This is a genomic window from Novosphingobium pokkalii, from assembly GCF_014652855.1.
GTDB classification, from domain to species: domain Bacteria; phylum Pseudomonadota; class Alphaproteobacteria; order Sphingomonadales; family Sphingomonadaceae; genus Novosphingobium; species Novosphingobium pokkalii.
On record NZ_BMZP01000002.1, the window covers coordinates 198,543 to 223,818 of the forward strand.

25 protein-coding genes are annotated in these 25,276 nt (G+C 68.0%); 9 read left to right on the forward strand and 16 right to left on the reverse strand.

The genetic code is table 11. From position 1 onward, the window contains the following. Positions 1 to 33 precede the first annotated feature (33 nt). Together IE191_RS02865 and IE191_RS02870 are read left to right on the forward strand one after the other, a co-directional pair. Complete coding sequence (locus IE191_RS02865; RefSeq protein WP_191322837.1) at positions 34 to 606, forward strand: DUF2497 domain-containing protein; 573 nt, start codon at positions 34 to 36, stop codon at positions 604 to 606. Beyond that, a complete protein-coding gene (locus IE191_RS02870) occupies positions 606 to 998 on the forward strand; it encodes a (2Fe-2S) ferredoxin domain-containing protein (protein WP_191322838.1) in 393 nt (130 codons plus the stop codon). The genes IE191_RS02865 and IE191_RS02870 overlap by 1 nt, the downstream gene beginning before the upstream one ends. Before the next feature lie 130 nt (positions 999 to 1,128). On the opposite strand, the gene IE191_RS02875 is transcribed toward IE191_RS02870, so the two are convergent. The 4 genes from IE191_RS02875 to IE191_RS02890 form a co-directional block, all read right to left on the reverse strand. Beyond that, positions 1,129 to 2,508 (reverse strand): sodium:solute symporter family protein, encoded by a 1,380-nt coding sequence (locus IE191_RS02875; protein ID WP_191322839.1) that lies wholly within the window; start codon positions 2,506 to 2,508, stop codon positions 1,129 to 1,131. Next, positions 2,505 to 2,684, reverse strand: coding sequence for a hypothetical protein (locus tag IE191_RS02880; RefSeq protein WP_191322840.1), 180 nt, complete (start codon positions 2,682 to 2,684; stop codon positions 2,505 to 2,507). Before IE191_RS02880 ends, IE191_RS02875 begins: the two co-directional genes overlap by 4 nt. Before the next feature lie 5 nt (positions 2,685 to 2,689). Continuing rightward, entirely contained in the window at positions 2,690 to 3,850 is a 1,161-nt protein-coding gene (locus IE191_RS02885) for a P1 family peptidase (RefSeq protein WP_229815064.1), read from the reverse strand. A 67-nt stretch (positions 3,851 to 3,917) separates the two neighbouring features. Further along, positions 3,918 to 4,217, reverse strand: coding sequence for a hypothetical protein (locus IE191_RS02890; protein ID WP_191322841.1), 300 nt, complete (start codon positions 4,215 to 4,217; stop codon positions 3,918 to 3,920). A 116-nt stretch (positions 4,218 to 4,333) separates the two neighbouring features. Between IE191_RS02890 and IE191_RS02895 the strand changes: the two genes are divergently transcribed. Continuing rightward, a complete protein-coding gene (locus IE191_RS02895) occupies positions 4,334 to 4,765 on the forward strand; it encodes a CBS domain-containing protein (protein ID WP_191322842.1) in 432 nt (143 codons plus the stop codon). A 175-nt stretch (positions 4,766 to 4,940) separates the two neighbouring features. Here the strand turns inward: IE191_RS02895 and IE191_RS02900 are convergent, their stop codons facing one another. Together IE191_RS02900 and IE191_RS02905 are read right to left on the reverse strand one after the other, a co-directional pair. Next, positions 4,941 to 5,651 carry a DUF1013 domain-containing protein gene (locus IE191_RS02900; protein WP_229815065.1) on the reverse strand — a complete coding sequence of 237 codons (711 nt, stop codon included), beginning with the start codon at positions 5,649 to 5,651 and terminating at the stop codon, positions 4,941 to 4,943. A 174-nt stretch (positions 5,652 to 5,825) separates the two neighbouring features. Continuing rightward, positions 5,826 to 6,827: an NAD(P)H-quinone oxidoreductase gene (locus IE191_RS02905; RefSeq protein WP_191322843.1), complete on the reverse strand. Its 1,002-nt coding sequence runs from the start codon at positions 6,825 to 6,827 to the stop codon at positions 5,826 to 5,828. 100 nt (positions 6,828 to 6,927) lie between these two features. Between IE191_RS02905 and IE191_RS02910 the strand changes: the two genes are divergently transcribed. Next, positions 6,928 to 7,161 carry a DUF1192 domain-containing protein gene (locus tag IE191_RS02910; protein ID WP_191322844.1) on the forward strand — a complete coding sequence of 78 codons (234 nt, stop codon included), beginning with the start codon at positions 6,928 to 6,930 and terminating at the stop codon, positions 7,159 to 7,161. Positions 7,162 to 7,418: 257 nt separating this feature from the next. Continuing rightward, positions 7,419 to 9,776 carry an ATP-dependent Clp protease ATP-binding subunit ClpA gene (gene clpA, locus IE191_RS02915; RefSeq protein WP_191322845.1) on the forward strand — a complete coding sequence of 786 codons (2,358 nt, stop codon included), beginning with the start codon at positions 7,419 to 7,421 and terminating at the stop codon, positions 9,774 to 9,776. A gap of 61 nt (positions 9,777 to 9,837) precedes the next feature. Here clpA and IE191_RS02920 read toward each other — a convergent pair whose 3' ends face one another. The 5 genes from IE191_RS02920 to IE191_RS02940 form a co-directional block, all read right to left on the reverse strand. After that, on the reverse strand, positions 9,838 to 10,158 hold the full coding sequence (locus tag IE191_RS02920) for a hypothetical protein (protein WP_191322846.1): 321 nt from the start codon (positions 10,156 to 10,158) through the stop codon (positions 9,838 to 9,840). A 10-nt stretch (positions 10,159 to 10,168) separates the two neighbouring features. Then, the gene (locus IE191_RS02925; RefSeq protein WP_191322847.1) at positions 10,169 to 11,545 is read right to left on the reverse strand and encodes an MBOAT family O-acyltransferase; all 1,377 of its coding nucleotides are present in this window, start codon (positions 11,543 to 11,545) and stop codon (positions 10,169 to 10,171) included. Positions 11,546 to 11,555: 10 nt separating this feature from the next. Continuing rightward, entirely contained in the window at positions 11,556 to 12,899 is a 1,344-nt protein-coding gene (locus IE191_RS02930; protein WP_191322848.1) for a GDSL-type esterase/lipase family protein, read from the reverse strand. Continuing rightward, positions 12,896 to 14,149, reverse strand: coding sequence for a DUF459 domain-containing protein (locus IE191_RS02935; protein WP_191322849.1), 1,254 nt, complete (start codon positions 14,147 to 14,149; stop codon positions 12,896 to 12,898). Before IE191_RS02935 ends, IE191_RS02930 begins: the two co-directional genes overlap by 4 nt. A gap of 114 nt (positions 14,150 to 14,263) precedes the next feature. Beyond that, positions 14,264 to 15,853 carry a M23 family metallopeptidase gene (locus IE191_RS02940; RefSeq protein ID WP_191322850.1) on the reverse strand — a complete coding sequence of 530 codons (1,590 nt, stop codon included), beginning with the start codon at positions 15,851 to 15,853 and terminating at the stop codon, positions 14,264 to 14,266. A gap of 150 nt (positions 15,854 to 16,003) precedes the next feature. Between IE191_RS02940 and IE191_RS02945 the strand changes: the two genes are divergently transcribed. The 3 genes from IE191_RS02945 to IE191_RS02955 all read left to right on the forward strand — a co-directional run bounded on the left by IE191_RS02945 (position 16,004) and on the right by IE191_RS02955 (position 18,680). Next, the gene (locus IE191_RS02945) at positions 16,004 to 16,996 is read left to right on the forward strand and encodes a DUF3667 domain-containing protein (protein ID WP_191322851.1); all 993 of its coding nucleotides are present in this window, start codon (positions 16,004 to 16,006) and stop codon (positions 16,994 to 16,996) included. A 64-nt stretch (positions 16,997 to 17,060) separates the two neighbouring features. After that, a complete protein-coding gene (locus tag IE191_RS02950) occupies positions 17,061 to 18,017 on the forward strand; it encodes a 2-hydroxyacid dehydrogenase (protein ID WP_191322852.1) in 957 nt (318 codons plus the stop codon). Between the two features lie 12 nt (positions 18,018 to 18,029). Beyond that, entirely contained in the window at positions 18,030 to 18,680 is a 651-nt protein-coding gene (locus IE191_RS02955; RefSeq protein WP_191322853.1) for a YoaK family protein, read from the forward strand. Here the strand turns inward: IE191_RS02955 and IE191_RS02960 are convergent. The 4 genes from IE191_RS02960 to IE191_RS02975 all read right to left on the reverse strand — a co-directional run bounded on the left by IE191_RS02960 (position 18,658) and on the right by IE191_RS02975 (position 21,113). Next, the gene (locus IE191_RS02960) at positions 18,658 to 18,945 is read right to left on the reverse strand and encodes a DUF167 domain-containing protein (protein ID WP_191322854.1); all 288 of its coding nucleotides are present in this window, start codon (positions 18,943 to 18,945) and stop codon (positions 18,658 to 18,660) included. The genes IE191_RS02955 and IE191_RS02960 overlap by 23 nt on opposite strands. Next, positions 18,926 to 19,504 carry a gamma carbonic anhydrase family protein gene (locus IE191_RS02965; RefSeq protein WP_191322855.1) on the reverse strand — a complete coding sequence of 193 codons (579 nt, stop codon included), beginning with the start codon at positions 19,502 to 19,504 and terminating at the stop codon, positions 18,926 to 18,928. Before IE191_RS02965 ends, IE191_RS02960 begins: the two co-directional genes overlap by 20 nt. A gap of 4 nt (positions 19,505 to 19,508) precedes the next feature. Next, the gene (gene hemB / locus IE191_RS02970; RefSeq protein WP_191322856.1) at positions 19,509 to 20,504 is read right to left on the reverse strand and encodes a porphobilinogen synthase; all 996 of its coding nucleotides are present in this window, start codon (positions 20,502 to 20,504) and stop codon (positions 19,509 to 19,511) included. Positions 20,505 to 20,573: 69 nt separating this feature from the next. After that, a complete protein-coding gene (locus IE191_RS02975) occupies positions 20,574 to 21,113 on the reverse strand; it encodes a TIGR02594 family protein (RefSeq protein WP_191322857.1) in 540 nt (179 codons plus the stop codon). A gap of 376 nt (positions 21,114 to 21,489) precedes the next feature. On the opposite strand from IE191_RS02975, the gene IE191_RS02980 reads away from it, so the two are divergent. Further along, complete coding sequence (locus IE191_RS02980; RefSeq protein WP_191322858.1) at positions 21,490 to 21,987, forward strand: cell wall hydrolase; 498 nt, start codon at positions 21,490 to 21,492, stop codon at positions 21,985 to 21,987. A 328-nt stretch (positions 21,988 to 22,315) separates the two neighbouring features. Here IE191_RS02980 and IE191_RS02985 read toward each other — a convergent pair whose 3' ends face one another. Beyond that, positions 22,316 to 25,201, reverse strand: coding sequence for a TonB-dependent receptor domain-containing protein (locus tag IE191_RS02985; RefSeq protein ID WP_191322859.1), 2,886 nt, complete (start codon positions 25,199 to 25,201; stop codon positions 22,316 to 22,318). Positions 25,202 to 25,276 lie beyond the last annotated feature (75 nt).

A 25,276-nucleotide genomic window follows, 5' to 3' on the forward strand; every position in this document is an offset into this window, starting at 1 on the left:
GGATCGGTTGCGCAAGGAATATGGGGGTCAAGCATGCGTCAGGCCGGTGAACCTTCGGTCGAGGACATTCTCGAATCGATCAAGAAGGTGATCGCCCGTGACGCGCGCGGCGATGCCCCGGCCACGGCCGCCGCGCCGCGTGCGCCGATGTCGGCCGCCGCCGCCGCTGCCGCGATTGCCCCCGCGCTTCAGGCCCAGGCCGGGCGCGAAGGGGCGCCTGCTTCGCGTGCCGCGTCCAATCCGGCCATTGCCATGACCCGCGCCGCCAGCCCCGCCGATGTGCTGGACCTGACCGACGTGGCCGCGCAGATCATGGGCGAATATGGCAAGCCTTCGTCCGAAGCATCGGACGAGGACGACGAGGAAGAGGCCCTGGTGCCGCAGGAAGCCGCCGCCTCGATGCGCGATTCGCTGGCGGCGCTGGCCATGCTGGCCCAGCCCGGTGCGCAGCCGCAGATCGTGCGCTCGGGCGAAACCTCGCTGGAAGGCATGGTGCGCGACATGCTGCGCCCGATGCTGGCGCAGTGGCTGGAACGCAACCTGCCGGTGATGGTGGAAAAGATGGTCGCTGCCGAAATCGCCCGCATCGCCGGCAAGCGCGGCTGATGGGCAAGGGCCAGAGCAGCAACACGCCCGACAAGGACATTGCCGAAGCGGAAAGCACGCTGGCCAAGCTGGGCGGCTTTGCCCCGCAGCGGCACATCTTCATCTGCGCCGATTCGGACAAGGACAAGTGCTGTTCCGCCAAGGACAGCGATGCGGCCTGGTCGTTCCTGAAAAAGCGGCTGGGCGAATTGAAGCTGGGCGGCAAGCAGGGCGTGCTGCGCAGCAAGGTCGGCTGCCTGCGCGTCTGCGCCGCCGGGCCGGTGGCAGTGGTCTATCCCGAGGGCGTATGGTATCATTCCTGCACGCCGCCGGTGCTGGAGCGGATCATCCAGGAACACGTGATCGGCGGCGTGCCCGTGACCGACTATCGGCTCAATCCGCCCGAGGATTGAGCGCAGCCTTGCGCCAGCGCCCTTCGGCGGGCTCTGGACAGGCCCTTCGACAAGCTCAGGGCGAACGGGTTTCTCTCGGAAATTCAAAACAACAGCCGTTCGGGCTGAGCTTGTCGAAGCCCCCTGCCCCCTATCCCAGAAGTTCGATCACGCTGCGCCCATCGCGGCGCGGCCTGGCCCGGGTCCATAGCGCCAGGACCGCACCATTGGCGATCAGGCCGATCAGGCCGGGATTGATGCCGCCGAGGCCCAGCCCCGCAAGCTTCATGGCGAGAATGGCGAGGGCCGCAGCGGCAAGGCCGGCGAGCAAGCCGGCGGCACTGGCGCGCGGTGCCCACAGGGCGGCGAGGAAGCCGGGCAGGGTCTGCACGATGCCGAAGTAGAACACGGTGTTGAGCGTGGCCAGCAAGGGCACCTGCGCCAGGGCGCCGGCGGCCGAAAGCGCGATGAACAGCGCCATGACCGCCTTGGCCCAGCGCTGTTGCGCCGCGCCGTCGAGCCCGGGCAGGACATTGCGGGTGAGCAGCGGGGCAATCGCCAGGCACACGCTGGAGAGGATGACCAGCCCCGCCAGCACCACGGCGGCCATGACCACGCCCACCGCCCAGCCGGGCAGCACGTGCTGCGCCGTGGCCAGGAACACGAAATCGGGCTTGGCAACAGGCAGGCCCAGCCGCCGCGCGAACACCGCCACGGCCATCAGCAGCGGAAACATCACCATGTAGAGCGGCGCGGCGGCCTGGGCGCGGGCAATCGCCTGCGGCCCGCGCGCGGCGAACAGGAAGGCCCAGTTCTGCGGAATCATGGCAAAGCCCAGCGCCTGGACGAAAATGGTGCTGAGCGCGAAAGGCAGGCCGACCGGCACTTGCGGCGCCGCCACGACCTGCGGCGCCGGGGCAGACGGCCAATGCGCCAGGGCCAGGGCGCTGACCAGCACGATCGCGCCCAGCATCAGCGCATCCTTGAGCACGGCGACGAACGCAGCCGCGCGCAGGCCGGCGAGCAGGACATAGCCCAGCGTGACCAGCCCGGCCCCGGCCAGCAGCAGCGGCATCGGCACCCCTGGCGCCAGCGCGCCCAGGACCAGGCGGATGCCGGCAAACTGCATCGTGCCGATCGGCAGCAGCAGGGCAATCGCGCCCAGCGCGATCACCCGCTCCAGCGCGCGGCTGCCGAAATGGGCGGCAAAGAAATCGGGAATGGTCACCGCGCCGTGAAGCTGCCCGGCGCGCCAGATCCACGGGCCCAGCACGAACAGCACCGGTGCCGCGAGCAGGATATAGCCGAAGAACCACAGCACGAAGCCTTCGCCCCCGGCATAGACCCCACCGGGAAAGCCGAGCATCGTGGCGATCGAATAGGTCTCCCCCACGCTGAGGAAGAAGAACAGGATCGCGCCAAGCTGCCCGCCCGCCACGAAATAGGCGCGCGGCCCCTGTCCCGCTCCGCGCCGTGCCCAGACGGCAATGGCCAGCGACAGCGCCAAGACTGCGAGGAACGCCGCCGTCATGCCGCGATCCCGCGCTGACGCCACCACAGCCAGGCGCTGGTCAACGGGGCGCAGGCAAACAGCGCCCAGGTGCGCGCACCGATGCCGAGCAGCGCGCCGCCATCGGCCGGCACCGCCAGCGCGGCAAGCAGCACCAGCAGGGCCGGCACCGCCAGCGTGATCAGCGCGCGGGCCACGGCGATCAGCCCTGCGGCATGGCCGAAAAGGTGGGTAGGGCCGACCAGGTGGGCACCGCCCAGCCGGCCGGCGCGCTGGCGGCGTGAACCCCGCGTGCGATGGCGCGGGCCAGCGTATCGGCCGCCACTGCGCCCACGGTGAGCACGGCAAGATCGCGCGAGCCGGTCACCGCGCGACGCGCGGTGGACAGGGCAAACACGACATCGCCATCGAATGGCGTATGCACCGGGCGCAGCGCGCGGGCGAGGCCATCCTGGGCCATGATCGCCACGCGTTTCATTTCGGCGGCGGTGAGATCGAGATCGGTGGCGATGCAGGCGATCGTGGTATTCTCGCGCGGGGCGGGCAGCTTGGTGCCGCCCCATTCCTCTGCCCCCACGCGCGCGGCCACCGGGCCGAGGCCACCGAATTCATCGCCCATTTCAAAGGCACCGGCCCAGAAATGGCGCGTGCCGGGCACCACGCTGGACCCGAGCGCGTTCACCGCCACGATCGCGCCGACCATGACGCCATCGCGGGTGCGCGTGGAGGCCGAGCCCAGCCCGCCCTTGAGTGCGCCGGCCATGGCGCCATAGCCCGCGCCGCTGGTGCCGAGCGCGAAATCGGGGCCGGCAGCGGCCAGCGCGGCCATGCCGAGGTCGCGATAAGGCGGCAGGGTGCCCCAGCGCTTGTTGCCGCCATTGCCGAGGTCATAGAGAATCGCTGCCGGCACGATCGGCGAGACCGGCACGCCATCGGCGGCCAGCCCGCCATAACCGATGCCGCGCGCGCCAAGCTGCGCCGCCACACCGTCGGCCGCAGCCAGGCCCCATGACGATCCGCCCGACAGCACCACGGCATTGCAGGCATGGACCAGGTTGTGGCTTTCCAGTGCGTCGCTTTCGCGCGTGCCGGGGCCGCCGCCGCGCACATCGATCGCGGCGGTGACCAGCCCTTCGGCCAGAATCACGGTGGTGCCGGTGCGCACGGCGGCATCCTGCGCGCAGCCGACCGTGATGCCGGGAACATCAGTGATCAGGTTGCGCGGACCGGTACGGCCAGGATGAGCCGGGCCACCAGACGGCGCGCGGCCAGACGCCGGGCCGCCATGCGCCATCGCGCGCGCGCCGCCCAGCGCCAGCGGCGCGGCCATCCCGGTGGAAGCAAGCACTTGGCGGCGGTTCATGGGTCACACTCCGGGTGGAAACAGACCCTCCCGTTGCCGCGCGCGCTGCCGGGCGGCAAGGTCAATTTCAGGATTCGTCCCAGTGCGAGCTGTCGAGCCGATCCTCGATGCTTTCATCGTGGCCGGTGCCGCTGGACAGGAACACCAGCCCCATCAGCGCGGCCATCAGCATCATCGTCAGCCCCACGCCCAGCGACGTGGCGATGTAGAGGTGGATCGAAACCAGCCCGACCCCGGCATAGAGCCAGCCATCCACCGCCGCGATCACCAGCAGCGTGGCCAGCGCCATGCGCCGCAGCAGCCAGCGATAGCGCGCCCAGGCATGGCTTGCGTTGTGCGGATCGTCCAGCGGAGACCGGTTTGCCATCGTGCATTCTCCCCGATGGCATTGCGTACAGGAAGGCCCTTGCCGCGCAACCGGAACGTGGCATGATTGCAGGCGGAGGCGGGACCAACTGCCCCAAGGGGAAGAGGAGCCAACTGATGACCATTGCACGGTTGATCGCCGGCCGTTCCGGTGAAGTCTGGTCTGTCCACGCGCAAGACACGGTGGCCGATGCCATCGAGATGCTCAGCAGCCACAAGATCGGCGCGCTGCCGGTTCACGATGGCGAAAACGCCGTGGCCGGGATCTTTTCCGAACGCGACGTGATTCGCGCCCTCACTGCCCATGGCGAGGATGCGCTGCGCCTGCCGGTGAGCGCGGTGATGACCGCGCCGGTGGTGACGGTGAGCCCGGAAACCTCGGTGATGGAAGCGCTGGCGCTGATGACCCGGCGCCGGTTCCGCCACCTGCCCGTGCTGGAAGACGGGCGGATGATCGGCTTCATCTCGATCGGCGACCTGGTGAAGTATCGACTCGACCGGATCGAGGCGGAAGCCGACGCGATGCGCGTCTATATTCAGTCGGCCTGAGCGCCGGGGGCGGGCGGAGAGGAAAGCATCCCGCCCCCCGTTCGCCCTGAGCCTGTCGAAGGGCCAGAGCACAGCGCTGGGGGCTTCGACAAGCTCAGCCCGAACGGATTTCCGGGTGATGCAGGCGTCGAAAACCCCTCCCGCTGGCGGGAGGGAGAAGGACGTTCCAGTAAACTTAGCTGTCCGAGATGCCTTCGGCGCGGCGGGCTTCGAGCCAGGCCATGGCTTCGGCGTGCTGGGCGGCTTCCGAAGCGGCCTTGGACTGGGCCTCGCGCTGGGCGCGCAGTTCCTCGATCAGGGCGTCACGGTCAGAGCCCAGGCGATCGGTCACGGCGCCTTCCTCTTCGGCCGGCACGCCGGCGCGCTTCGATGCCTTGCTCACCAGCATGTCCAGCTCGCGCTGCGAGCACAGGCCCAGCGTGACCGGGTCCTTGGGATTGATGTTGGCGATGTTCCAGTGGCTGCGATCGCGGATCGCGGCGATGGTGGTGCGAGTCGTGCCGATCAGCTTGCCGATCTGCGCGTCGGAGATTTCCGGGTGGTGGCGCAGGATCCAGGCGATGCCGTCGGGCTTGTCCTGGCGCTTGGACACCGGGGTGTAGCGCGGGCCCTTGGTGCGGCTGACGGCCAGCGGGGCGCGCTGCATCTTGAGGCGATAGTTGGGGTTTTCCTGGCCGCGATCGATTTCGCCCTGGCTCAGCTCGCCCGAGTGCAGCGGGTTGCGCCCGGTGTACTTGGCGCCGGCCAGATCGTCGGCCATGGCCTGCACTTCAAGGATATGCAGCCCGCAGAATTCGGCGATCTGTTCAAACGTCAGGGCCGTATTGTCGACAAGCCACGAAGCAGTGGCATGCGGCATCAGCGGATACGTGGGCTGGTTGCTCACGGCATGGTCCTCTTTTTTTCGTGCGCGTTCGGCTGTGTTGCGAAGAACGGTGTTTATGGCGCGGAAACAATAAGGGCCGCCCCTTCACGGAGCGGCCACTTGCCTGTGGAGATGTAAGCGAGCCCGGCCCAAACGGCAAGAGCAATCCGGCATGCCCCTGCAATTGCGCCACAATCAGGGCATTTTCAGCACGATCTTGCCGATGTGGTGGCCCGCCTCCATGCGGGTGTGGGCGGCGGCAGCCTGGTCCAGCGGAAAGGCCTGGTCCATGATGGGGCGCAGCTTGCCCTGTTCCACCAGCGGCCACACGGTCTGCGCGATTTCCTGGGTGAGCAGCGCCTTGAAGCTGGCGGAGCGGGCGCGCAGGGTGGAGCCGGTGAGCGTGAGGCGCCGGCTCATCACCTGGGCCATGTTGATCTGCGCCTTGGCGCCGCCCTGCACCGCGATGGTGACGTGGCGGCCGTCCATGGCCAGGCACTGGAGATTGCGCGCGACATAATCGCCCGCCACCATGTCGAGCACCAGGTTCACGCCTTCACCGCCGGTGATCGCGCGCACTTCCTCGACGAAATCGGCGGCCTTGTAATCGATCGCGTGATCCGCGCCGATCTTGAGCGCGGCGCGGCACTTGTCCGGCCCGCCGCAAGTGACGATCACGGTCAGCCCGAACAGCTTGCCCAGCATGATTGCCATGCTGCCGATGCCGCTGGTGCCGCCGTGGACCAGGATCTTTTCGCCTTCGCAGGCCCAGCCGCGCTCGAACACGTTGTGCCACACGGTGAGCAGGGTTTCGGGCAGGGCGGCGGCCGCATCGAGCGGCAGGCCATCGGGCACGGGCAGGCACTGCGCGGCTTCCGCCAGGCAATATTGGGCATAGCCGCCGCCGGCCACGAGCGCGCAGACATTCTGGCCGAGCAGCGGCGCGACGACACCTTGACCCAGCGCCACGACCTGGCCGGACACTTCCAGCCCGGGCAAGGGCGAGGCACCGGGCGGGGGCGGATAGAGCCCCTGGCGCTGGATGACGTCAGGCCGGTTGACCCCGGCATAGGCCACCTTGACCAGCACCTGGCCGGGGCCGGGCAGGGGCACGGGCACGGTTTCGGGCCGCAAGACCTCTGGCCCGCCATGCTCCGCAAACCCCACTGCCGTCATCGTCACCGGAAGATCCAGCATCAGCCGCCCCATGTTTTGACGTCATAATCGTGTCAGACGCCGGCTCTACCCATGGGACAGGTTGACAGCAAGCGTTTGCCGTCCAACATTGTGCAGTGCGATGGACGCAGACGACCTTCCGCGCCGCAAGGGCGACCTGGCCGGGCACCTGGCCACCGAGCCGCTCGATTCGCTTTCGGTGGACGAGTTGACCGCGCGCATCGCCCTGCTCGAAGCGGAAATCGCCCGCACCGCCCGCCACCGCGACCAGGCCGGACGCACCCGCGCCGCTGCCGACGCGCTGTTCGGCGCCCGGCCACCAGCCCCGCCCCCTTCCGGCGAAACCGGACGATGAGCAGTGCCGCCCTTCACCTTGCGGGGCGGCGTCCCCATATAGCGGTTCTGACCCGTAAAACGGTTAAGCCCCCAGCAACGCGCCCGGCCTGCCTTTCCATGGGGCCGTGGCCCCAACCATCGATTGAAGCATCCGTGGCGACCGCCCAGCCTGGTTCGGCGGCGGTTAACCAACCCCGTGCTTTCCTCCCGCGAGGGAACCATCCCGTGGCGGAATACTTCCGTCATGGCCAAGAGTGAGCCCCAGAAAGCGAGCCTATGCCCAGTTTCGCCCAGAGCCTCGAAAAGACGTTGCACAGCGCCCTGGCCAATGCCTCGGAGCGCAGCCATGAATACGCGACGCTCGAACATCTCCTGCTGGCGCTGATCGACGATGCAGACGCGGCGCAGGTGATGCAGGCCTGCGGCGTGGACCTCGGCGATCTGGGCGACGTGGTACGCCAGTACCTCGACCAGGAATACCAGTCGCTCAAGACGGCCGAGAAAGCCGATCCCCAGCCCACCGCCGGGTTCCAGCGCGTGATCCAGCGCGCGATCCTGCATGTCCAGTCTTCTGGCAAGGACACGGTGACCGGGGCCAACGTGCTGGTCGCGCTGTTTTCCGAGCGCGACTCCTATGCCGTCTATTTCCTCCAGCAGCAGGACATGAGCCGCCTGGATGCCGTCAGCTATATCAGCCACGGCATCGGCAAGGGCGGTCGCCAGGTCAATTCCGGCACGGCCAAGCCGACCGAGGAAGAGACCCCCAAGCAGGAGGAAAAGGCCGAAGCCAAGGGCGGCAACAAGAAGGATTCGGCGCTCGACCAGTTCTGCGTCAATCTCAACGACAAGGCCCTTTCGGGCAAGGTCGATCCGCTGATCGGGCGCGGCCCGGAAGTGGACCGCACGATCCAGATCCTGTGCCGCCGTTCCAAGAACAACCCGCTTTACGTGGGCGATCCGGGCGTGGGCAAGACGGCGATCGCCGAAGGCCTGGCGCGCAAGATCGTGGAAGGCGAAGTGCCCGAAGTGCTCACCAAGGCGGTGATCTATTCGCTCGACATGGGCAGCCTGCTGGCCGGCACGCGCTATCGCGGGGACTTTGAAGAGCGGTTGAAGCAGGTCGTTTCCGAACTGGAAAAGATGCCGCACGCGATCCTGTTCATCGACGAGATCCACACCGTGATCGGCGCCGGCGCGACCAGTGGCGGGGCGATGGACGCATCGAACCTGTTGAAGCCTGCCCTGTCGGGCGGGACGATCCGCTGCATCGGTTCGACCACCTACAAGGAGTTCCGCAACCACTTCGAGAAGGACCGCGCCCTGCTGCGCCGGTTCCAGAAGATCGACGTGAACGAACCCAGCGTGGAAGACACGATCAAGATCCTCAAAGGCCTGCGCACCGCGTTCGAGGAGCACCACAAGGTCAAGTACACGCCCGAGGCGATCAAGACGGCGGTGGAGCTTTCCGCGCGCTATATCAACGACCGCAAGCTGCCCGACAAGGCGATCGACGTGATCGACGAAGTGGGCGCGATGCAGATGCTGGTGCCGCCGTCCAAGCGCAAGAAGACCATCACCGCGCGCGAGATCGAGGCGGTGATCGCGACGATGGCGCGCATCCCGCCCAAGTCCGTCAGCAGCGACGACAAGAAGGTGCTGGAGCACCTGGAGCGCGACCTCAAGCGCTTGGTGTTCGGCCAGGACAAGGCGATCGAAGTGCTGTCGAGCGCGATGAAGCTGAGCCGCGCCGGCCTGCGCGATCCGGACAAGCCGATCGGCTCGTTCCTGTTCTCCGGCCCCACCGGCGTGGGCAAGACCGAAGTGGCGCGCAGCCTGGCCCAGATCATGGGCATTCCGCTGCAACGCTTCGACATGTCGGAATACATGGAGCGCCATTCGGTCAGCCGCCTGATCGGTGCCCCTCCGGGCTATGTCGGGTTCGACCAGGGCGGCTTGCTGACCGATGCCATCGACCAGCAACCGCATTGCGTGCTGCTGCTGGACGAGATCGAGAAGGCCCACCCCGACCTGTTCAACATCCTGTTGCAGGTGATGGACAACGGGCGCCTGACCGATCACCACGGCAAGACGGTCGATTTCCGCAATGTCGTGCTGATCATGACCACCAATGCCGGCGCTTCGGACATGGCCAAGCAGGGCATCGGGTTCGGCGACGTGTCCAAGCAGGATGCGGGCGACGAAGCGGTGAAGAACCTGTTCACGCCGGAATTCCGCAACCGCCTCGATGCCATCGTGCCGTTCGGCTATCTGCCGCCCGAAGTCGTCAGCCGCGTGGTCGACAAGTTCGTGCTGCAACTCGAACTGCAACTGGCCGAGCAGAACGTGCATATCCAGTTCGATGGCGATGCCCGCGCCTGGCTGGCCAAGCGCGGCTATGACCGGCTCTATGGCGCGCGGCCGATGGCCCGCTTGATCCAGGAAAAGGTCAAGAAGCCGCTGGCCGAGGAACTGCTGTTCGGCAAGCTGGCCAATGGCGGGGAAGTGCACGTCAGCCTGAAGGACGACGGGCTGAACTTCGAGCTGACCCCGGCGGCGCCCAAGCTGGTCAAGAAGAAGGCCGGCAAGCGCAAGGCGAGCGATGCCGCCAGCGAGCCCAACGCCGACGAGGCATGAGGCCCGCAAGGACGGACTGAAAAACGGGGCCGGGAAAGCACCACGCTTTCCCGGCCCTTTTCTATTCGCTGGCCCGCTCGTCGCCGCGCGCGGACTTGGTCCAGCGGTCCACGCTATCGACCACGGTGTTGAGGCCGAGCTTGCCCGCCTGATCATGCCAGGCATCGGCGGCCGTGACGATCGGCGCCGTCAGGTCGTTGGGCGGCAATTGATCGGCCCAGTTGGCCAGGGCGTGGGAATTGAACAGCACCAGCGCCAGGCTGCTGCTGCCCAGCACGCCCCAAGCCCAGCGCCAGCCGGTCTGCACGCCGGCCTGCATCGGGGCACTGTCTTCCTCTGCCAGGTCGATCGGCGATTCGCCCCAGGGAAGTCCATCGTCCATCACGCCACCTTCAGAACTGGAAATAGATGAACGGGGCAATGCCCCCGCCGCGCAGGCCTTCGACCACGAGCAGCACCAGGGTGCCGATCAGGCCCACCGCCCAGCCGGGCAGCACCGCCAGCGCGCGGGCCGAGCGCTGCACCGCATGGCGCGGGCCGAAGTGGCAGGCCATGCCCAGCGCGATCAGCGCCAGCACCCAGGCGCTGGCCAGCGGCGCGCCACCGCCCCGGCCTGCCGCGATGCCGCGCAGGAAGGCAATCGCGCCGGAAAACTCGGTGCAGCGGAAGAAAATCCAGCCCAGCGCGACGATATGGAACGTGATCACCGTGCCCGCCCAGGCGGGCAGGGTGGGCCAGGCGGCGGGCCGCGCGCGCTGCCACAGCCGTTCGGCCACCAGCACGCCGCCGTGCAGCGCGCCCCAGATCACGAAATTCCAGCTCGCCCCGTGCCACAGCCCGCCCAGCACCATCGTGCCGAACAGCGCGAAGCAGGTGCGCCACAGCGCCTGGCGCGAGCCGCCGAAAGCACCGATGTAGAGATAGTCGCGCAGCCAGCTCGACAGGCTGATGTGCCAGCGGCGCCAGAAATCCTGGAGCGAAGCGGCGCGATAGGGCTGGTCGAAATTGCGCGGGAAGCGGAAGCCGAGCAGGCCAGCAAGGCCGATCGCCATGTCGGTATAGGCGGAAAAATCGCAGTAGATCTGCACGGCATAGCCATAAGCCGCGAGCGCCAGTTCCAGGCTGGAATGGGCCGCCGGATCGGCAAACACCGGATCGACCAGGTGCACAGAAATGTCGTTGGCGATCACCGCCTTCTTCACCGTGCCCCACAGGATCAGGATGAGGCAGGCCGCCGCTTCCTGCCGCCCGAGGCGCGGGGCGTGGCGCAATTGTGGCAGGAGGTGGCTGGGCCGCACGATCGGCCCGGCCACGAGATGGGGAAAGAAGCTCATCAGCAAAGTGAGATCGAGCAGCCGCGCCGGGCGCGTGCGGCCGTTGTAGACATCGATCACATAGCTCAAGCCCTGGAACGTGAAGAACGAGATGCCGACCGGCAGAATGATCGCCTGCGCCAGCGGCATGCCCGCCAGATCGGCCAGGAAACCGGCATACTTGAACCAGCCGAGCACGCCGAGATTGCCCAGGATCGCCAGCCACAGCCACAGCAGGCGTGGCCCCTTGCCCCAGGCAATGACCCGCGCCCACAGCCAGTTCCACAGCGAACTGGCCATCAGCAGCGCCACGAACCGCGCATCCCACAGGCCATAGAACAGCCAGGAGGCGAGCAGCAGCAGGATCACGCGCCAATCGCGCGCGCGCGCCATCAGGCGGTTGAGCGCAAAGACCGCCAGGAAGAAGACGTGAAAGGCCAGCGTGGGAAAGAGCATCGCGGCTGGCTCAATGCCCCCGTGCCACGGGCAGGGCGCGGGCCGCCGCCAGCAGGTCTGTCGCCAGGCCACCGCCGATCAGGCGCCCGCCTTCGCGCGTGAAATGCACGTGATCGCCGCGTTGCAGGCCCTGCGCCACCCAGCCCATCGTGGTGCAGGGGCCACCCATGGCGCCCTGCCAGTCCCAGAAGGCCAGGCCCAGCGTGGTCGCCAGGCGCCGTTCGAGCGTGCGCATCTGCGCCAGGTGCCCCGGCACCGACCAGCCGCCGCCGCAGGCCACGGTTTCGGGCAGGGCGGGCAAAGCCACGACCGGGCGGCTGCTGGCGGCATCGGGCGGGCCGACCAGCAGGATCGGCACGGCAGGCCCGGCCAGGCGCCGCACCCGCGCCACGGCATTGCGCAGCACGGCTTCGGTATCAGCCAGGCCCAGCGCGGGATCGAACCCTTCGTTGGTACCAAAGGCCAGGATCACCAGATCGGGGCGGGCGGCGGCCAGTTCGGCCCCCGCCACGGCATCGTCTGCCCGCGCCAGGTGCATCGCCCGCGCGCCGACCACGCCCAGATTGGCCACGATCACGCCGGGCGTGCCGGTGCGGGTTTCCCACGCGGTGAGGCTGACGGTGCGGGTATCGAGCGTGGCGACGGTGGCCTGCGTCACCGGCACGGCCGAATTGCGCACGAAGCAGGCCGCCCCCGGCGCCGGGGCGGAAAAGCTGATCGGTTCGGCCGGCTCGCCATCGAAAGTGACCGTTACCGCCCCGGCATCGGGACCGGTCAGCCCGCACAGGGTGAAGCGGGTAAAGCGCGTGGCCGGGCCATCGGCGGTCAGGCTCATCGTGGCGGCGGGCATCGTCGTGGTCTGGGTGAAGCCCGAAAAGCCGAGCAGCGCGCCATCGGCATGGCGTTCCGGGCCGAACAGGGCATTGCCCTGCCATTCGGCGCTCTGCCGCGCGGTGACTCCCCACGAGAGATAGCCCTGGTAGGGCTTGCCCGCCGGCATCATGCCGCGCCCGGCATTGCCCAGCCGCGCCTGGAGCGCCGCGCGCAGGCCCTGGCTGACCATGTCCCCGGCGGTGTGGCTGTCACCGATCTGCACGATCGAAAGCACGCCTGTGGCCGGTGCCGTGGCCAGTTGCGCGAGGAAAGGCGCGATCGCCGCGGCGTTACTCAACTGCCCGGGCACGGCCGCGGTGATCGCGGGCAGGGGTGGCGCAGAAGGCGCAGCCGGCAGCGTCAGATCGACCGGCGCTCCGCTTTGCGCCGCCACTGCCGCAGGGCTGAGCACGGCCCCTGCCAGGGCGGCCAGAGCAAGCCGGATGCGGGCAGATGGGCCGACAGAAGGGTGGGCGATCATGGGCGTGTCCGGCTGGAGGGGCCAGGGCTGGCCGATGCAGTGGGGGCAGGCGTCGAAGGCTTGGTCCGGGGCTCGGCCCGGTCTCGATCCTTGTCGCGATCCTTTTCCTTGTCCTTGCCGGCCTCCTTGGAATCGGCACTGGAACGGGCCGGCGCTGTGGACAAGTCTGTGGGCTTGTGCGGAGACAACTCTGTGGGCGAATCGGTGGATTTGGCCGTTGGGGCGGGGTGAGGCGCTTCAACCGGCGGCCGCTTGCGATGCACCGGCGGCGTTCCCGTGGCACTGGGGGCCGGCGCAGTTGGCGCAGGCGCCGGAGCGGCCGGCTTGGCCGCAGGTGGCGCCAGCAGCGCGAGGATCGGCTGGACCACCGGGCGGCTGATCACTTCATAGCCGTGGAACGTCATGTGCTTGCCATCGTTGGCGCGGGCCAGATAGTCCTTGCCCGTGGCCGGATCGATCAGGCGCAGGGCAAAGCGGCGCTGGCGATCCTGGCTGACCGGGACGGCATCGGCGAAGGGCACGCCCAGCCGGCAAGTGACTTTGGCCTGGAAGCGGTTCATCGCCTGGATATCGCGATCGAAATCAGCGTCGCGCATACGCGGCAGGCCGACCCAGCCCACGGCCACACCGCGCTGTTGCAGCATGCGGACCAGCGCCGTCATCCGCCCCTCGATCGTCTGCTGCCAGGCCGCGCTCATGTAAGGCGCGGCGTGGCCGTCCACGAACAGGCCCTGGGTATCGTTGGCGCCGATGCTGATCAGCGCCAGGTCGATAGGCTGGGCCGCCACCCTGGCCTTGGCATCTTCCAGCAGGTCGCGCGTGCGATAGCGGGTGAAACCGGTGCCTTCATGGCTGAACTGGTGGACCTTGACGTCAGGATACTTGCGGAAGGCCTGGTCCGTGGCGGCCCACAGGCCATCGCCGAACGAATCGCCGAACACGCCGATGTGCAGCGGCCGATGCGCGGCCAAGGCTTCGGCCACGCGCGGCCCCTTGGGGAACTGCCCGCCGCAGCCCGGTGCGAGAATCGGTTGCACTGGGGCGGTGGCGGGCACCGGACCCGCCGCCGCCGGGCGATCGGCACCGCTATCGGTCGTCAGATCGGCGGGCAGGGGCTGCTCCCAGCCGGGCAGGGCCTGCCACGGCTTGCCCCCGGTGCGGAACGACAGGCCCAGCACGGCGCCCACGGCAATGCCGATGAACAGGACCGCCCCGCGATCCAGCACCATGATCCATCTGCGCTTGCCCAAGAAGTCCGTCCCGCCTTTCTGCCGCCGTCCCTATGGAGGGCGAGCAAGGGCGTCAACGCCTTCGCGGCGATCGGATCGGTCGGCCGGCCCGGACCAGCCGATCAGCGCGAAGGATCAGCGCGAGAGGCCGGGACGCAGCGCCAGGAACGCCTGGAGCCGCGTGCGATAGGCGGCGAGTTGCGCCGGATCGACGCGCTGGGTGCGGACGATCTGGCCGATCGAGGCGGGATCGACCACCTGGCCGCCGCGATAGAGTTCGTAATGCAGGTGCGGCCCGGTCGAAAGGCCGGTGGAGCCGACATAGCCGATCACCTGCCCGCGCACGACATGGCTGCCGGGCGCCACGGCGATGCGGCTCATGTGGCCATAGCCGGTGCCGATGCCGCCACCGTGATCGAGGCGGACATATTCGCCATGGCCGCCGTGCCAGCCGGCAAAGGTGACCGTGCCGTCGCTCACCGCGTGGATCGGCGCGCCCCAGGCGGCGCCGAAATCGATGCCCGCGTGCATCCGCACATAGCCCAGGATGGGGTGGCGCCGCCAGCCGAAGCCGGAGGTGATGTGCCCCTCCACCGGGGCGGCGAGCAGGCTGGAGGAAGCGCCTCCCATCGTGCCTTTCATCGCCTCGGGGCTCATGAATTCGCCTTGGCTGCCCCAGCGCAGCAATTGCGCGCGCGGCTGCCCGCCCCGGCGCACCCCGGCATAGAGCAGATCGCCCATCTGCCCCTGGCCATCGGCCGCGCGCTTGTAGGACACGACCAGGTCGAATTCGTCGGTGGGGGCGATATCCTCGAACGGCAGGACCGTGTCGATCGTGCGCAGATAGTCCTGCACTGCCTGAGGGCTGGCCCCGGCGGCGCGGGCCGAGCGATAGAGGCTGCTGCCGACGATGCCGGTCAGCCGCACCGGCGCGGTATCGACCGGAATGGCACGCTGGCGCAGCGCCAGCCCGCCACCGGCGCGGACGATATCGATGGCGAGATCGAAGCGCGCGCGCACGCTCAGGGTTTCCAGCGGGCGCGGATCGAGCGGGCTGGCATGGGCGCCCAGCGTCATCTGGAAGCGCGTGCCGGGCGCGAGTTGGTCCGGAGGAAGCGCGCGCGCGATCAGGCCGGATACTTGCGCGGCGTCGCCCGGTGCCAGGCCGGAGCGTTGCAGCATGCGCGCCAGGCTGTCATTCTCGCCCAGCGTGCCGGTCATGGTGATGCTGGGCCGCTCGGGCGCGGCGGCGAGGTGGACGACGCGCGCGGTGGCGGCAAAATGGCGGCCATTGCCTCCCCCTTGCGCCAGCGGGCGGATGCCCTGCGCGGCAAATTCCTGCGCCATGCCATCGTCCAGCGGCTGGAGCGGCGCGGCTTGGAGCGGGGCGAACGATGGCCACAGCGCCAGCGCGGCAGCGGCAAGCGTGGCGCAGGTGGCGGCGCCATGCAGCCAGCGACGGCTGCCGATATCCTGCGCCAGATCGTGCACGTGCAACCAGCGCGCGGCGGCACGCTCGATGCGCAGACAGGTGGCGAGCCAGCGGCGGGCAAGGGGATGGGCCGATTGCCGCCAATCAGCCGGCGGCGAGGGGGCCGGCGGCGAGGAGGCCGGCGCCACCGGGACACGGCGCGTGCCAAAGCGCGCGGGCACAGCGCTGCGGGCGAATCCGCCGCCGCCGATCCCGCTGCTGTGGCTGCCAAACGTGTCCCGTGGGCCGTGCACGCCCGCCTGATCCCTTCACCAGATGCCTTGAACCCAACCCCTGATGCTGTCCTGCCGCATCAGGGTTAACACCCCGTAAAGTGGCGCAGCGGGGCTTGCGGATGGCAGCGGAACGCCGCACTCTGATGCCGACGAACGGGGAAATACGCGATGTCGGACAATGCGCTTGCGGTTGGCCAGGATGGCCACACGCATGAAACCACCTGCCTCAATTGCGCCACGCCGCTGGTGGGCAGCCATTGCCACGCCTGCGGCCAGGCGGCGCACGTACACCGCACGCTGGGCGCGTTTTTCCACGATCTTCTCCACGGGGTTTTCCACTTCGAGGGCCGCATCTGGCACACCCTGCCGCTGCTGGCGTGGCGACCGGGCGAACTGACCCGCCGCTATATCGACGGGCAGCGGGTGCGCTTCGTGTCGCCGCTGGCGCTGTTCCTGTTCAGCGTGTTCCTGATGTTCGCGGTGTTCCACCAGATCAGCGGCGAATGGCACTGGAACCCGGCCGTTGGCACCAATGGCAAGACGTTGGCACAGGGCCGCGCCGAAACCGAGCGCACCCTGGCCACGCTCCAGGCGCAACGCGCGCAGATGCTGAGCCGGCACGAAGACACCACCGCGATCGACGACAAGATCGATTCGCAAAAGACCGCGCTCGATATCCTGCAAAACATGGACCCCGGCGCCAGCAAGGACAGCGGCCCCCACATCGACAGCGACATTCCGGCCTTGGCCCATGTGATCGCCGCCTTCCGCGCCAACCCCGGCCTGGCACTCTACAAGCTGCAATCCTATGCCTACAAATACAGTTGGGCGCTGATCCCGATTTCGGTGCCGATGCTGTGGTTGCTGTTTCCGTTCAGCCGCCGCTTCCAGCTTTACGATCATACCGTGTTCGTCACCTATTCGCTGTCGTTCATGACGCTGCTGTCGGTGGTGCTGATGGTGGCGGATCGGCTGGGGCTGCCCGGGGTGAGCCTGGCGACGCTGGTGGTGCCGCCGCTGCACATGTTCCGCCAGGTGCGCGGCGCCTATGGCTGCGGTGTGGGCGGCGCGCTATGGCGCACGGCGGCGCTGCTGGTCTTCGCGATGATCGCCCTGCTGGTGTTTGCCGCCGTGATCCTGGCGCAGACCGGCGCGGAATAAGGGGCTTGTTTCACGTGAAACGCCCGCAGCGAAAGCATTGAGCGGCGGAAAGGAGCGACAAAGCGTGCCCATCCTCTTCCTCGCCGATCTGACGCCGGCGGCCTTGGCCACCTGGACCAGCGCCTTGCAGGAAGCGCTGGGCGACGAGCCGGTCGTGACCTGGACCGGAGACGCGGCGAGCGCGCCCGCGCCGGATGTTCTGGCCGATGTGGAGGTCGCCGTGGCGGCCAATCCCCGCCCCGGTTGCCTGGCGCGCCTCCCCGGCCTGCGCTTCATCCAGAGCGCCTGGGCCGGGGTGGACAGCCTGTTGGCCGACAGCACGCTGCCACAGGTGCCGCTGGCGCGGTTGATCGATCCACAGCTTTCCAGCGACATGGCCGAGGCCGTGCTCGGCCATGTCCTGATACTGCATCGCCAGGTGCCCGCCTATCGCGCGCAACAGGCCCTGGCGCAGTGGGCGCCGCTGCCCCAGCCGCGCCTGGCCGAGCGCCGCGTGGGCATTCTTGGCATGGGCGCGATGGGCCAGGCCAGCGCGGCACTGCTGGCGCGGACCGGCTTTGCTGTGACCGGCTGGAGCCGCAGCGGGCGCGGTGCCATGCCGGGCGTGCCGGTGGCAGGCGGCGCGGAGGGATTGGAGCGGGTGCTGGCCCAGGCCGATATCCTGGTCAACCTGCTGCCGCTGACCGTGCAGACGCGAGGGCTGCTCGATGCCCGCGCGCTGGCCCGCCTGCCGCGCGGCGCCGGGCTGGTCAACGCCGGGCGCGGCGACCATGTCGTGCTGCCCGATCTGCTCGCCGCGCTCGATACGGGTCAGGTCTCGCACGCCGTGCTCGACGTCTTCGCGGCAGAGCCGCTGCCGCCCGACGATCCGCTGTGGCGCCGCGTTGACGTCACCATCACGCCGCACGTGGCCGCACCCACCGATCCCGGTTCCGCCGCCCGCGCCATGGCCGCCAACATCGCCCGCTGGCGTGCCGGGCAGCCGGTGGCGGGTCTGGTGGACCGGGCGCAAGGGTATTGAGAGGGCGCTGCGATGGACAATCTCGACCGATCCCGCCGCCGCTTTGCCATGGCCCTGGCCGCCATGGCCGGATTCGTCGATGCCGTCGGCTTCCTTTCGGCCGATGGCTATTTCGTCTCGTTCATGTCGGGCAACACCACTCGGCTGGGCGTGGCGCTGGGCACGGATGTGCCGCGTGCGCTGGTGCCGGCGCTGTTGATCGCGGGGTTCGTCAGTGGCGTCACGCTGGGCGCGCTGGTGGCCCTGCGCGCCGGGGCGCGGCGCAAGCCGGCGGTGCTGGGTCTGGTCACGCTCGCCCTGCTCGGCGCCGCCCTGGCCCGCGTTGCCGGGCTGCATGAAGCCATGCTGGCAGGCCTGGTGCTGGCGATGGGCGTGCTCAACAACACGTTCCTGCGCGATGGCGAAGTGGCCGTGGGGCTGACCTACATGACCGGGGCGCTGGTCAAGCTGGGGCAGGGGCTGGCGCGGCAACTGGCCGGGATGAGCCGGCAGCGCGGGGGCGGGGAATGGCGCTCCTGGGCCTTGCTCTGGGCCGGGCTGCTCGCCGGCGCCGTGCTTGGTGCGTTCCTTCAGGATCGCCTGCCGCTCGGCTGCCTGTGGATCGCCACCGGGTGGGCAGCGCTGATGGCCACGCTCGGCCTTACCCTTCCGGCGGAAGCCTGAGCAGCTTTTCGCGCGAAGTTGCGCCGCGCAACAGGTCCACGCGCGAGGCGGCGACGCCCAGGGCCTGCGCCACCAGCGCGATCACGGCCGCGGTGGCCTTGCCGTCTTCCGGCTTGGCGCGCACTTTCACCTGCACCCGGCCCTGCTCGATCGCCACGCCTTCGGCCCGCGCGCCGGGGGTGACGCGCACGGCCAGCCGGCTCTCGGCATCGGCCAGGGCGCGCAGGGCCGCGGCCGGCGGCAGTTCAACCTTGGGCCGCGCCACCGCAAGCCTGCGCCACGGCAGCGGCATGGGCCGCGCCATTGTCCACATAGTGCGCCACGCCGCGCTGCATCTCGGCCAGGGCGGCGTCGGTCAGCTCGCGCATGAAGGCAGCGGGCCGGCCGCTCCACAACTGGCGCGCCGGGATGCACTTGCCCGGCGTGAGCATGGCCCCGGCAGCCAGCATGGCATCGCTTTCGATCACCGCGCCGTCCATCACGATGGTGCCCAGCCCCACGAAGGCGCGATCGTGCAGCGTGCAGCCGTGGACCATGGCCATATGGCCGATCAGCACGTCTTCCCCGATCAGCGTGGGATAGCCTTCTGGGCGACCCGGCTTGGGGCTGTCGCAGTGAATCACCGTGCCATCCTGCACGTTGCTGCGCGCGCCGATCACCACGCGGTTGACGTCGGCCCGGATCACGCAGTTGTACCAGATGGATACGCCCGCGGCGATGGTGACGTCACCCACGATGCGGCACCCCGGGGCGATGAACGCGCTGGGATGGATCTGCGGCGCCTTGCCATGCAGCGGCAGGATGGTGACGTCAGGGCGCGTCATCGCCTCAGGCCCCCAGCAACCGCGCGGCATGCGCGGCATGATAGGTCAGCACGCCCGAGCAGCCCGCGCGTTTGAACGCCAGCAGGGTTTCCAGCACCAGGGCATCGCGTTCGCCCGCGCCAGCGGCCACGGCGGCCTCGATCATCGCGTATTCGCCGCTCACCTGATAGGCGAAGACCGGCACGCCAAAGGCTTCCTTCACGCGCACGGCAATGTCGAGATAAGGCAGGCCGGGCTTGACCATCACGCTGTCGGCGCCTTCGGCCAGGTCCAGTTCCACCTCGCGCAGCGCTTCCTCGGCATTGCCGGGGTCCATCTGGTAGGTCTTCTTGTCGCCCTTCAGCAACCCGCGCGAGCCCACCGCATCGCGGAACGGGCCATAGAAGGCCGAGGCATATTTGGCGGCATAGGACATGATCTGGACATTGGCATGCCCGTCGCGCTCCAGCGCGTCGCGGATCGCGCCGACGCGGCCGTCCATCATGTCGGACGGGGCGATGATGTCGGCACCGGCGGCCGCCTGGTTGAGGCTTTGCCCCACCAGCACGTCCACCGTGGCGTCGTTCTCAACATAGCCGGCGGTGTTGACCAGCCCGTCCTGGCCGTGGCTGGTATAGGGATCGAGCGCCACGTCGGTGAGAATGCCGATGGCATCGCCGCAGGCATCGCGGATCGCCTTGATCGCGCGGCACATCAGGTTGTCGGGATTGAGCGCCTCGCGCCCGTCGTCGCTGCGCCGCTCGGCCTGCGTGTTGGGAAACAGCGCCAGGCAGGGAATGCCCAGGTCCACCGCCTCGCGCGCCCGCGCCACGATGCCATCGACCGACCAGCGCGACACGCCGGGCAGCGAGGCGATCGGCTGCTCCACGCCGCTGCCTTCGGTCACGAACAATGGCCAGATCAGATCGGCCGGAGTGATCAGCACCTCACGGTGCAGGGCGCGGCTCCAGGCAGTGGCACGGGTGCGACGCAGGCGGGCTTGGGGATAGCTGGCGATCATGCCGCCATGGTTAGGCCGATGACCGCCAGGGGGCAACGGGACAGTTTGTCCGCCTTCAGGCCCCGTTGTTCAGGCTTCGTTGGTGCAGAGCGCGCCGCCTTCGGCCACGGCATAGGCGCGCACCGTGGATGGCGTGATCCGGTAATCGGGCCGGCGTGCGGCATAGAGGCGGTGGCGGGCAATGCGGGCAATGCTGACGCGATCGCCCTGGTTGCCGCCGAGCACGTGATAGGCGGCTTCGTCCTGCGCCACGCAGAACCCGACGTGGCCGCCGCCGCTGCGGTGAAACACCAGCACGTCGCCCAGCATCGGCTGCGCCACGCCGGTGCCGAACCTGGCCCAGTTGAGCGCCCAGAGCGGCGCGGGGGGAACCGGCTTGCCAGCCCGCTGCGCCACCAGCGCCACGAACAGGCCGCACCAGGCGGTGCTGTCGGCGCGATAGGCGCGGGCGATGTCGCCGCCCAGTTCGGCGGCCCATTGCAGGATCGCGGGATTGCTGGCCGGGCCGGGTACTTCGGCGGTGTCGAGCAGGGCCAATCCTTCACGCATCATGCGGGGCAGGGGGTGCAGATCGGCCAGCCAGCGGTAGGCGGCAGGGATGGCAGGCATGACGGAAACCTCGCGGCAGGGGGACGGTGCCCTTGCCTGCGCCGGTTCGTTCCGGGCTTGAATCGTCGATGAATGGCGCGCGCAGACTGGCGCAGACACCCGGCGCATGGGCGCAACATGATTGACACAGAGCGCCGCAGCGGCCACGGGGGGCGCCTTCGTTCAGCCGACCAGCCGGGGGGAGGGGTCAATCCGGGCCCGGGGCCCTTGCTGGTGGCGAGACGTGGGGAAGCCCGCACACGCTTTTCGATTTGGGTTTTTATCGCGTGTGTGACCTGGCGACCTTGCGCCCGTGTGATGCCCAGGAATGTCCAAAAGTACCATCGGCAAAATAGCTTGTGTTCTTTCCGCAGCCGCCGTTCTGGCCGCGCTGCAAATGTCCGCACCCGCCGTTGCGGCCAACCAGCCTCTTTCCCAGTCCGCGATCACGCTGCCCGCTCTGGCCCCCGACACGGCCCAGCAGACCGAGGCCGAATCGCCCGCTGACGCCGCCACTCTGGCGCCCACCACTGCACCTGTCGACCAAGCCCAGGTGGAATGCATGGCCAAGGTCATCGTTCACGAAGCCGGCAACCAGCCCCGTCGCGGCCGCGCCGCCGTGGCCCAGGTGATCAAGGCCCGCACCCAGGACCCGCGCTTTGCCACCAAGCCCTGCGCCGTGGTGCGCCAGCCCGGCCAGTTCTTCGACGTAGACGCCTACAACCCGCCGCGCGACACTGACCAATGGCGCGAAGCCGTTGCCATCGCCACGCAGGTCATCAACGGCCAAGGCGACAATCCGGTTCCCGGCGCGCTGTTCTTCCACGCGGTAAGCAGCCCGATGAAGGGCCGCACCAAAGTGGCCCGCATCGAAGGGCACGTGTTCTACCGGTAAGGTATCGCGGCCCGGCTGCACCGCGGCCGAGGTTTCGCCCCTGGCGGGAATATAAAGAAAGCGCAGAAGCGACGGTCGCTTCTGCGCTTTCTTTATGCGCGCATGGGTGCGCGTTGTTGCCAATCTGGGCAGGGATGAGCGCCCCTATGGCGTTTGCCCAGCATGCGGCCTCAGGATCGCCAAGCTGATAGAATCATGGCTAGGGCCGGGCTGGCATTCCTTGGGCAGCATGACCCTGGCAGCCCAAGCGATGCATCACCTCCCTGCAAACAGAAAGGGCCCGGTCTTTCGACCGAGCCCTTTCCGTCAATCAACGACTTCTGACCGATCAGAAGTTCATCGTCGCGCTCACGAAGAAGCGGCGGCCGAGAACGTCGTAGAGGGTCGGGAAGGTGTTGGTCTGTTCGCCGTTACCACCGTTCTGCGTGCTGGCAGCGAGCGGCGGGGTCTTGTCGAACAGGTTGGTCACACCACCACGAAGCGTGAAGGTCTTGTTGACCTTGGCCGAAGCCGCCAGGTCGAAGTAGCTGACGCTGCCGAAGTGTTCCGACGCATACGTGGTCGTCGGATCATCGTCGTTCGAAGCGCCGATGAAGCGCCACATGCCCGAAAGCTCGATCTTCGGGGTCGCCAGCGTGGCGCGCAGGGTGTGGCGCCACTTGGGGGTGGGCACGCCGCAGTTGGCACCGAAGGCACCGGCGCAGTGATAGACCAGATCCAGACCGATGACCTTGGTGAAGTCATACTTGATCAGGCGGGTACCGTCGAAGGCGAAGACGAGCTTGGTGCTGGTGCCCAAGGCATTGCCCAGCGGCAGCACGTAGTTGGCCTTCACGTCGATGCCCGAGGTCTTCAGACCACCGCTGTTGACGTAACCGTCCTTGAACTGGTCGATTTCGCCAAGCGCGTTGCGGGTGATGGCGTCGCAATAGGACTGGATGCCCTTGTCGAAGCACAGCGTACCGATGGCATCGGTACCCACGCCGCTGGTGATGAAGTTCTTGATCTTGATGTTGTAGTAATCGACCGTTGCCGAGAAGCGCGGCGCGAAGGTCGGCTGGAACACCACGCCGATGGTGTAGGTGTTGGCCGTTTCTTCCCGCAGGTTGGCGTTACCGCCAACACGACGCAGCGGATTCACCAGGTTCGGATCCTGGATCGCCGAGTTGCCGATGTTGCTCAGCGGTGCGCCAGCCTTGTTGAACTGCGCAACGCAGATCGCATTGAGCGCGCTGCCAGCCACGGTGGCCGCAGCGGTGCCGCACTGGTCGGCGTTGCCGTCGAAGCTGACGGTGTTGCCGAGGTACAGTTCGTTGACGCTCGGGCCGCGCACGGCCTTCTGGTACTGCGCACGGAACGTGATGTCCTGCACGGGAGCCAGTTCAACGCCCGCCGCCCAGGTGAACACGTTGCCCGGCGCGTTGGAGTAATGCGAAGCGCGGGCCGCACCGTTCAGATCGAGGCGGTGGATGACCTGGTCACGCAGCAGCGGAACGTTGACTTCGCCGAAGAACTCGCGAACCGAATAGCTGCCCGAGGTCGGATTGCCGGGGTTGAAGCCGGCCACGTTACCCGAGGCGAGATAGGTATCGGGTTCGACCGAGCCTTCTTCCTTGCGCCATTCCGCACCGAACGCGAGGCCCACGCCGCCGGCACCGAGATCGAACAGATTGTTGTTGGTCACCGCGAATGAGGCAACCTGCGTGGTGTAGGTTTCCACGTTGGTGGCGGTGATGCCCAGATAGTCGACGGCCGCCTGGCTCAGGTTGTTGAGGCCAAAGATGTTGGCTGCGACGCAACCGGCTGCACGCGCGGCTTCGCTGGCGCAAACCGTCTGGCCGCCAACCGTGGTGGTGGTCACCGCATTGATGAACTTGTCGATCGCAACGTTGCCCGACTGGCGCTGGGTGTTCTTGGTGTGGGCATACATGTAGTAGCCATCGTAGCTGAAGCCAGCGCCGATATCGCCCTTCATGCCGGCGACGAAGCGGTAGGCGCTACGGTCATCCTTGTTGATGCGCGGCCCGAGCTGGAGCGTACGATACGCCCACGAAGGCGCGGTAACGTAGCCGTCGCCGTTGGTGTCCAGCGATTGCAGAGCCGTGCGGAACGCAGGCGTGAAGAACGTCGAGTTCACGTCCAGGTTGATGCTGCCGATGGTGCCATCGCCATAGGGCGTGCCCTGGCTGATCGGCGTCGGCGCGAGCTGTGCAGACACGCGGTTGTTGACGAACTGGGCTTCAAGGTAGGGCTCGAAGTGTTCGTCGATTTCATAGTGCGCCATCGCGGCGACCATGTAGCGTTCCTGCGGAACTTGCAGGTAGTTCACCGGTGCATAGTTGTAGGCATCGGTGGCGCCGACGTAGCACGAGTTCACGCTGCCGGCGAAGTCTTGGCTGTCGCAGCCCAGGCCGGTGGCAGCGCCAAGGCCCGGAATGTTGACGCGGCCCTGCGGCACGGAGCCCGAACCACCGAACGTGAAACCGCCTTCGCCGTTGTCGACCAGCGCGTTCTTCGAGAAGTCACGCGCGGCGGCGAACACGCCCTTGCGCTTGGTGTAGCCGACATAGAGCACGACGTTGCCGCGGCTGTCGTTGAAGTTGCCACCGATCGTGCCGTTCACGTCGAAGATGGCGCCATCACCCTTGCTGGTGAGGTTGTAGCTGCTGTTGAGCTGGACGCCGGAGAAGTTGCGCTTGAGGCGGAAGTTCACCACGCCGGCAATGGCGTCAGAACCATAGACCGCCGACTGACCGCCGGTGACCACGTCCACGCCTTCGATCAGCGCCGAAGGAATGGTGTTGAGGTCGACCGTCTGGCTGACGTCGTACGACATGTAGCGACGACCATCGACGAGCACGAGCGTGCGCTGCGAGCCGAGGTTGCGCATGTTGACGGTGGCGACACCGCCGCCGGGGTTGTTCGACGCGCTGCTGGTGGTCGGGGTGATCTGCGGGAGATCGTTCAGCACGTTTTCAATGTTGGCAGAGCCGCCCTTCATCGCGATATCGCTGGCGGTGACAACATTGAGCGGGCTGGTGCTGGTCAGGTCGGGGCGCGCAATGCGCGAACCGGTGACGACGATGGTCTGGCCCTCGGGCGCGGCATCGGCGGGGGCGGCATCCTGCGCAAAGGCAGGCGCGGCCAGCGAGGCGATGGCAAGCACGAAGCCAGCAGCACCGACGCGATAGGCGGTGGTCTTGATCTTGGTCACTGTTCAGTCCCTTCTGATGGCAGCCGACCAGGCGGGCTGCCAGGAGCGACAATCCCGGCTTTCCATTGCACCCCC

Excerpts from the sequence above, each read along its gene's own strand:
- IE191_RS02865 (WP_191322837.1), top strand. The coding sequence starts at position 34 with ATGCGTCAGGCCGGTGAACCTTCGGTCGAGGACATTCTCGAATCGATC.
- IE191_RS02870 (WP_191322838.1), top strand. The coding sequence starts at position 606 with ATGGGCAAGGGCCAGAGCAGCAACACGCCCGACAAGGACATTGCCGAA.
- IE191_RS02875 (WP_191322839.1), bottom strand. The coding sequence starts at position 2,508 with ATGACGGCGGCGTTCCTCGCAGTCTTGGCGCTGTCGCTGGCCATTGCC.
- IE191_RS02885 (WP_229815064.1), bottom strand. The coding sequence starts at position 3,850 with ATGAACCGCCGCCAAGTGCTTGCTTCCACCGGGATGGCCGCGCCGCTG.
- IE191_RS02890 (WP_191322841.1), bottom strand. The coding sequence starts at position 4,217 with ATGGCAAACCGGTCTCCGCTGGACGATCCGCACAACGCAAGCCATGCC.
- IE191_RS02895 (WP_191322842.1), top strand. The coding sequence starts at position 4,334 with ATGACCATTGCACGGTTGATCGCCGGCCGTTCCGGTGAAGTCTGGTCT.
- IE191_RS02905 (WP_191322843.1), bottom strand. The coding sequence starts at position 6,827 with ATGCTGGATCTTCCGGTGACGATGACGGCAGTGGGGTTTGCGGAGCAT.
- IE191_RS02910 (WP_191322844.1), top strand. The coding sequence starts at position 6,928 with ATGGACGCAGACGACCTTCCGCGCCGCAAGGGCGACCTGGCCGGGCAC.
- clpA (WP_191322845.1), top strand. The coding sequence starts at position 7,419 with ATGCCCAGTTTCGCCCAGAGCCTCGAAAAGACGTTGCACAGCGCCCTG.
- IE191_RS02920 (WP_191322846.1), bottom strand. The coding sequence starts at position 10,158 with ATGGACGATGGACTTCCCTGGGGCGAATCGCCGATCGACCTGGCAGAG.
- IE191_RS02925 (WP_191322847.1), bottom strand. The coding sequence starts at position 11,545 with ATGCTCTTTCCCACGCTGGCCTTTCACGTCTTCTTCCTGGCGGTCTTT.
- IE191_RS02930 (WP_191322848.1), bottom strand. The coding sequence starts at position 12,899 with ATGATCGCCCACCCTTCTGTCGGCCCATCTGCCCGCATCCGGCTTGCT.
- IE191_RS02945 (WP_191322851.1), top strand. The coding sequence starts at position 16,004 with ATGTCGGACAATGCGCTTGCGGTTGGCCAGGATGGCCACACGCATGAA.
- IE191_RS02955 (WP_191322853.1), top strand. The coding sequence starts at position 18,030 with ATGGACAATCTCGACCGATCCCGCCGCCGCTTTGCCATGGCCCTGGCC.
- IE191_RS02965 (WP_191322855.1), bottom strand. The coding sequence starts at position 19,504 with ATGACGCGCCCTGACGTCACCATCCTGCCGCTGCATGGCAAGGCGCCG.
- hemB (WP_191322856.1), bottom strand. The coding sequence starts at position 20,504 with ATGATCGCCAGCTATCCCCAAGCCCGCCTGCGTCGCACCCGTGCCACT.
- IE191_RS02975 (WP_191322857.1), bottom strand. The coding sequence starts at position 21,113 with ATGCCTGCCATCCCTGCCGCCTACCGCTGGCTGGCCGATCTGCACCCC.
- IE191_RS02980 (WP_191322858.1), top strand. The coding sequence starts at position 21,490 with ATGTCCGCACCCGCCGTTGCGGCCAACCAGCCTCTTTCCCAGTCCGCG.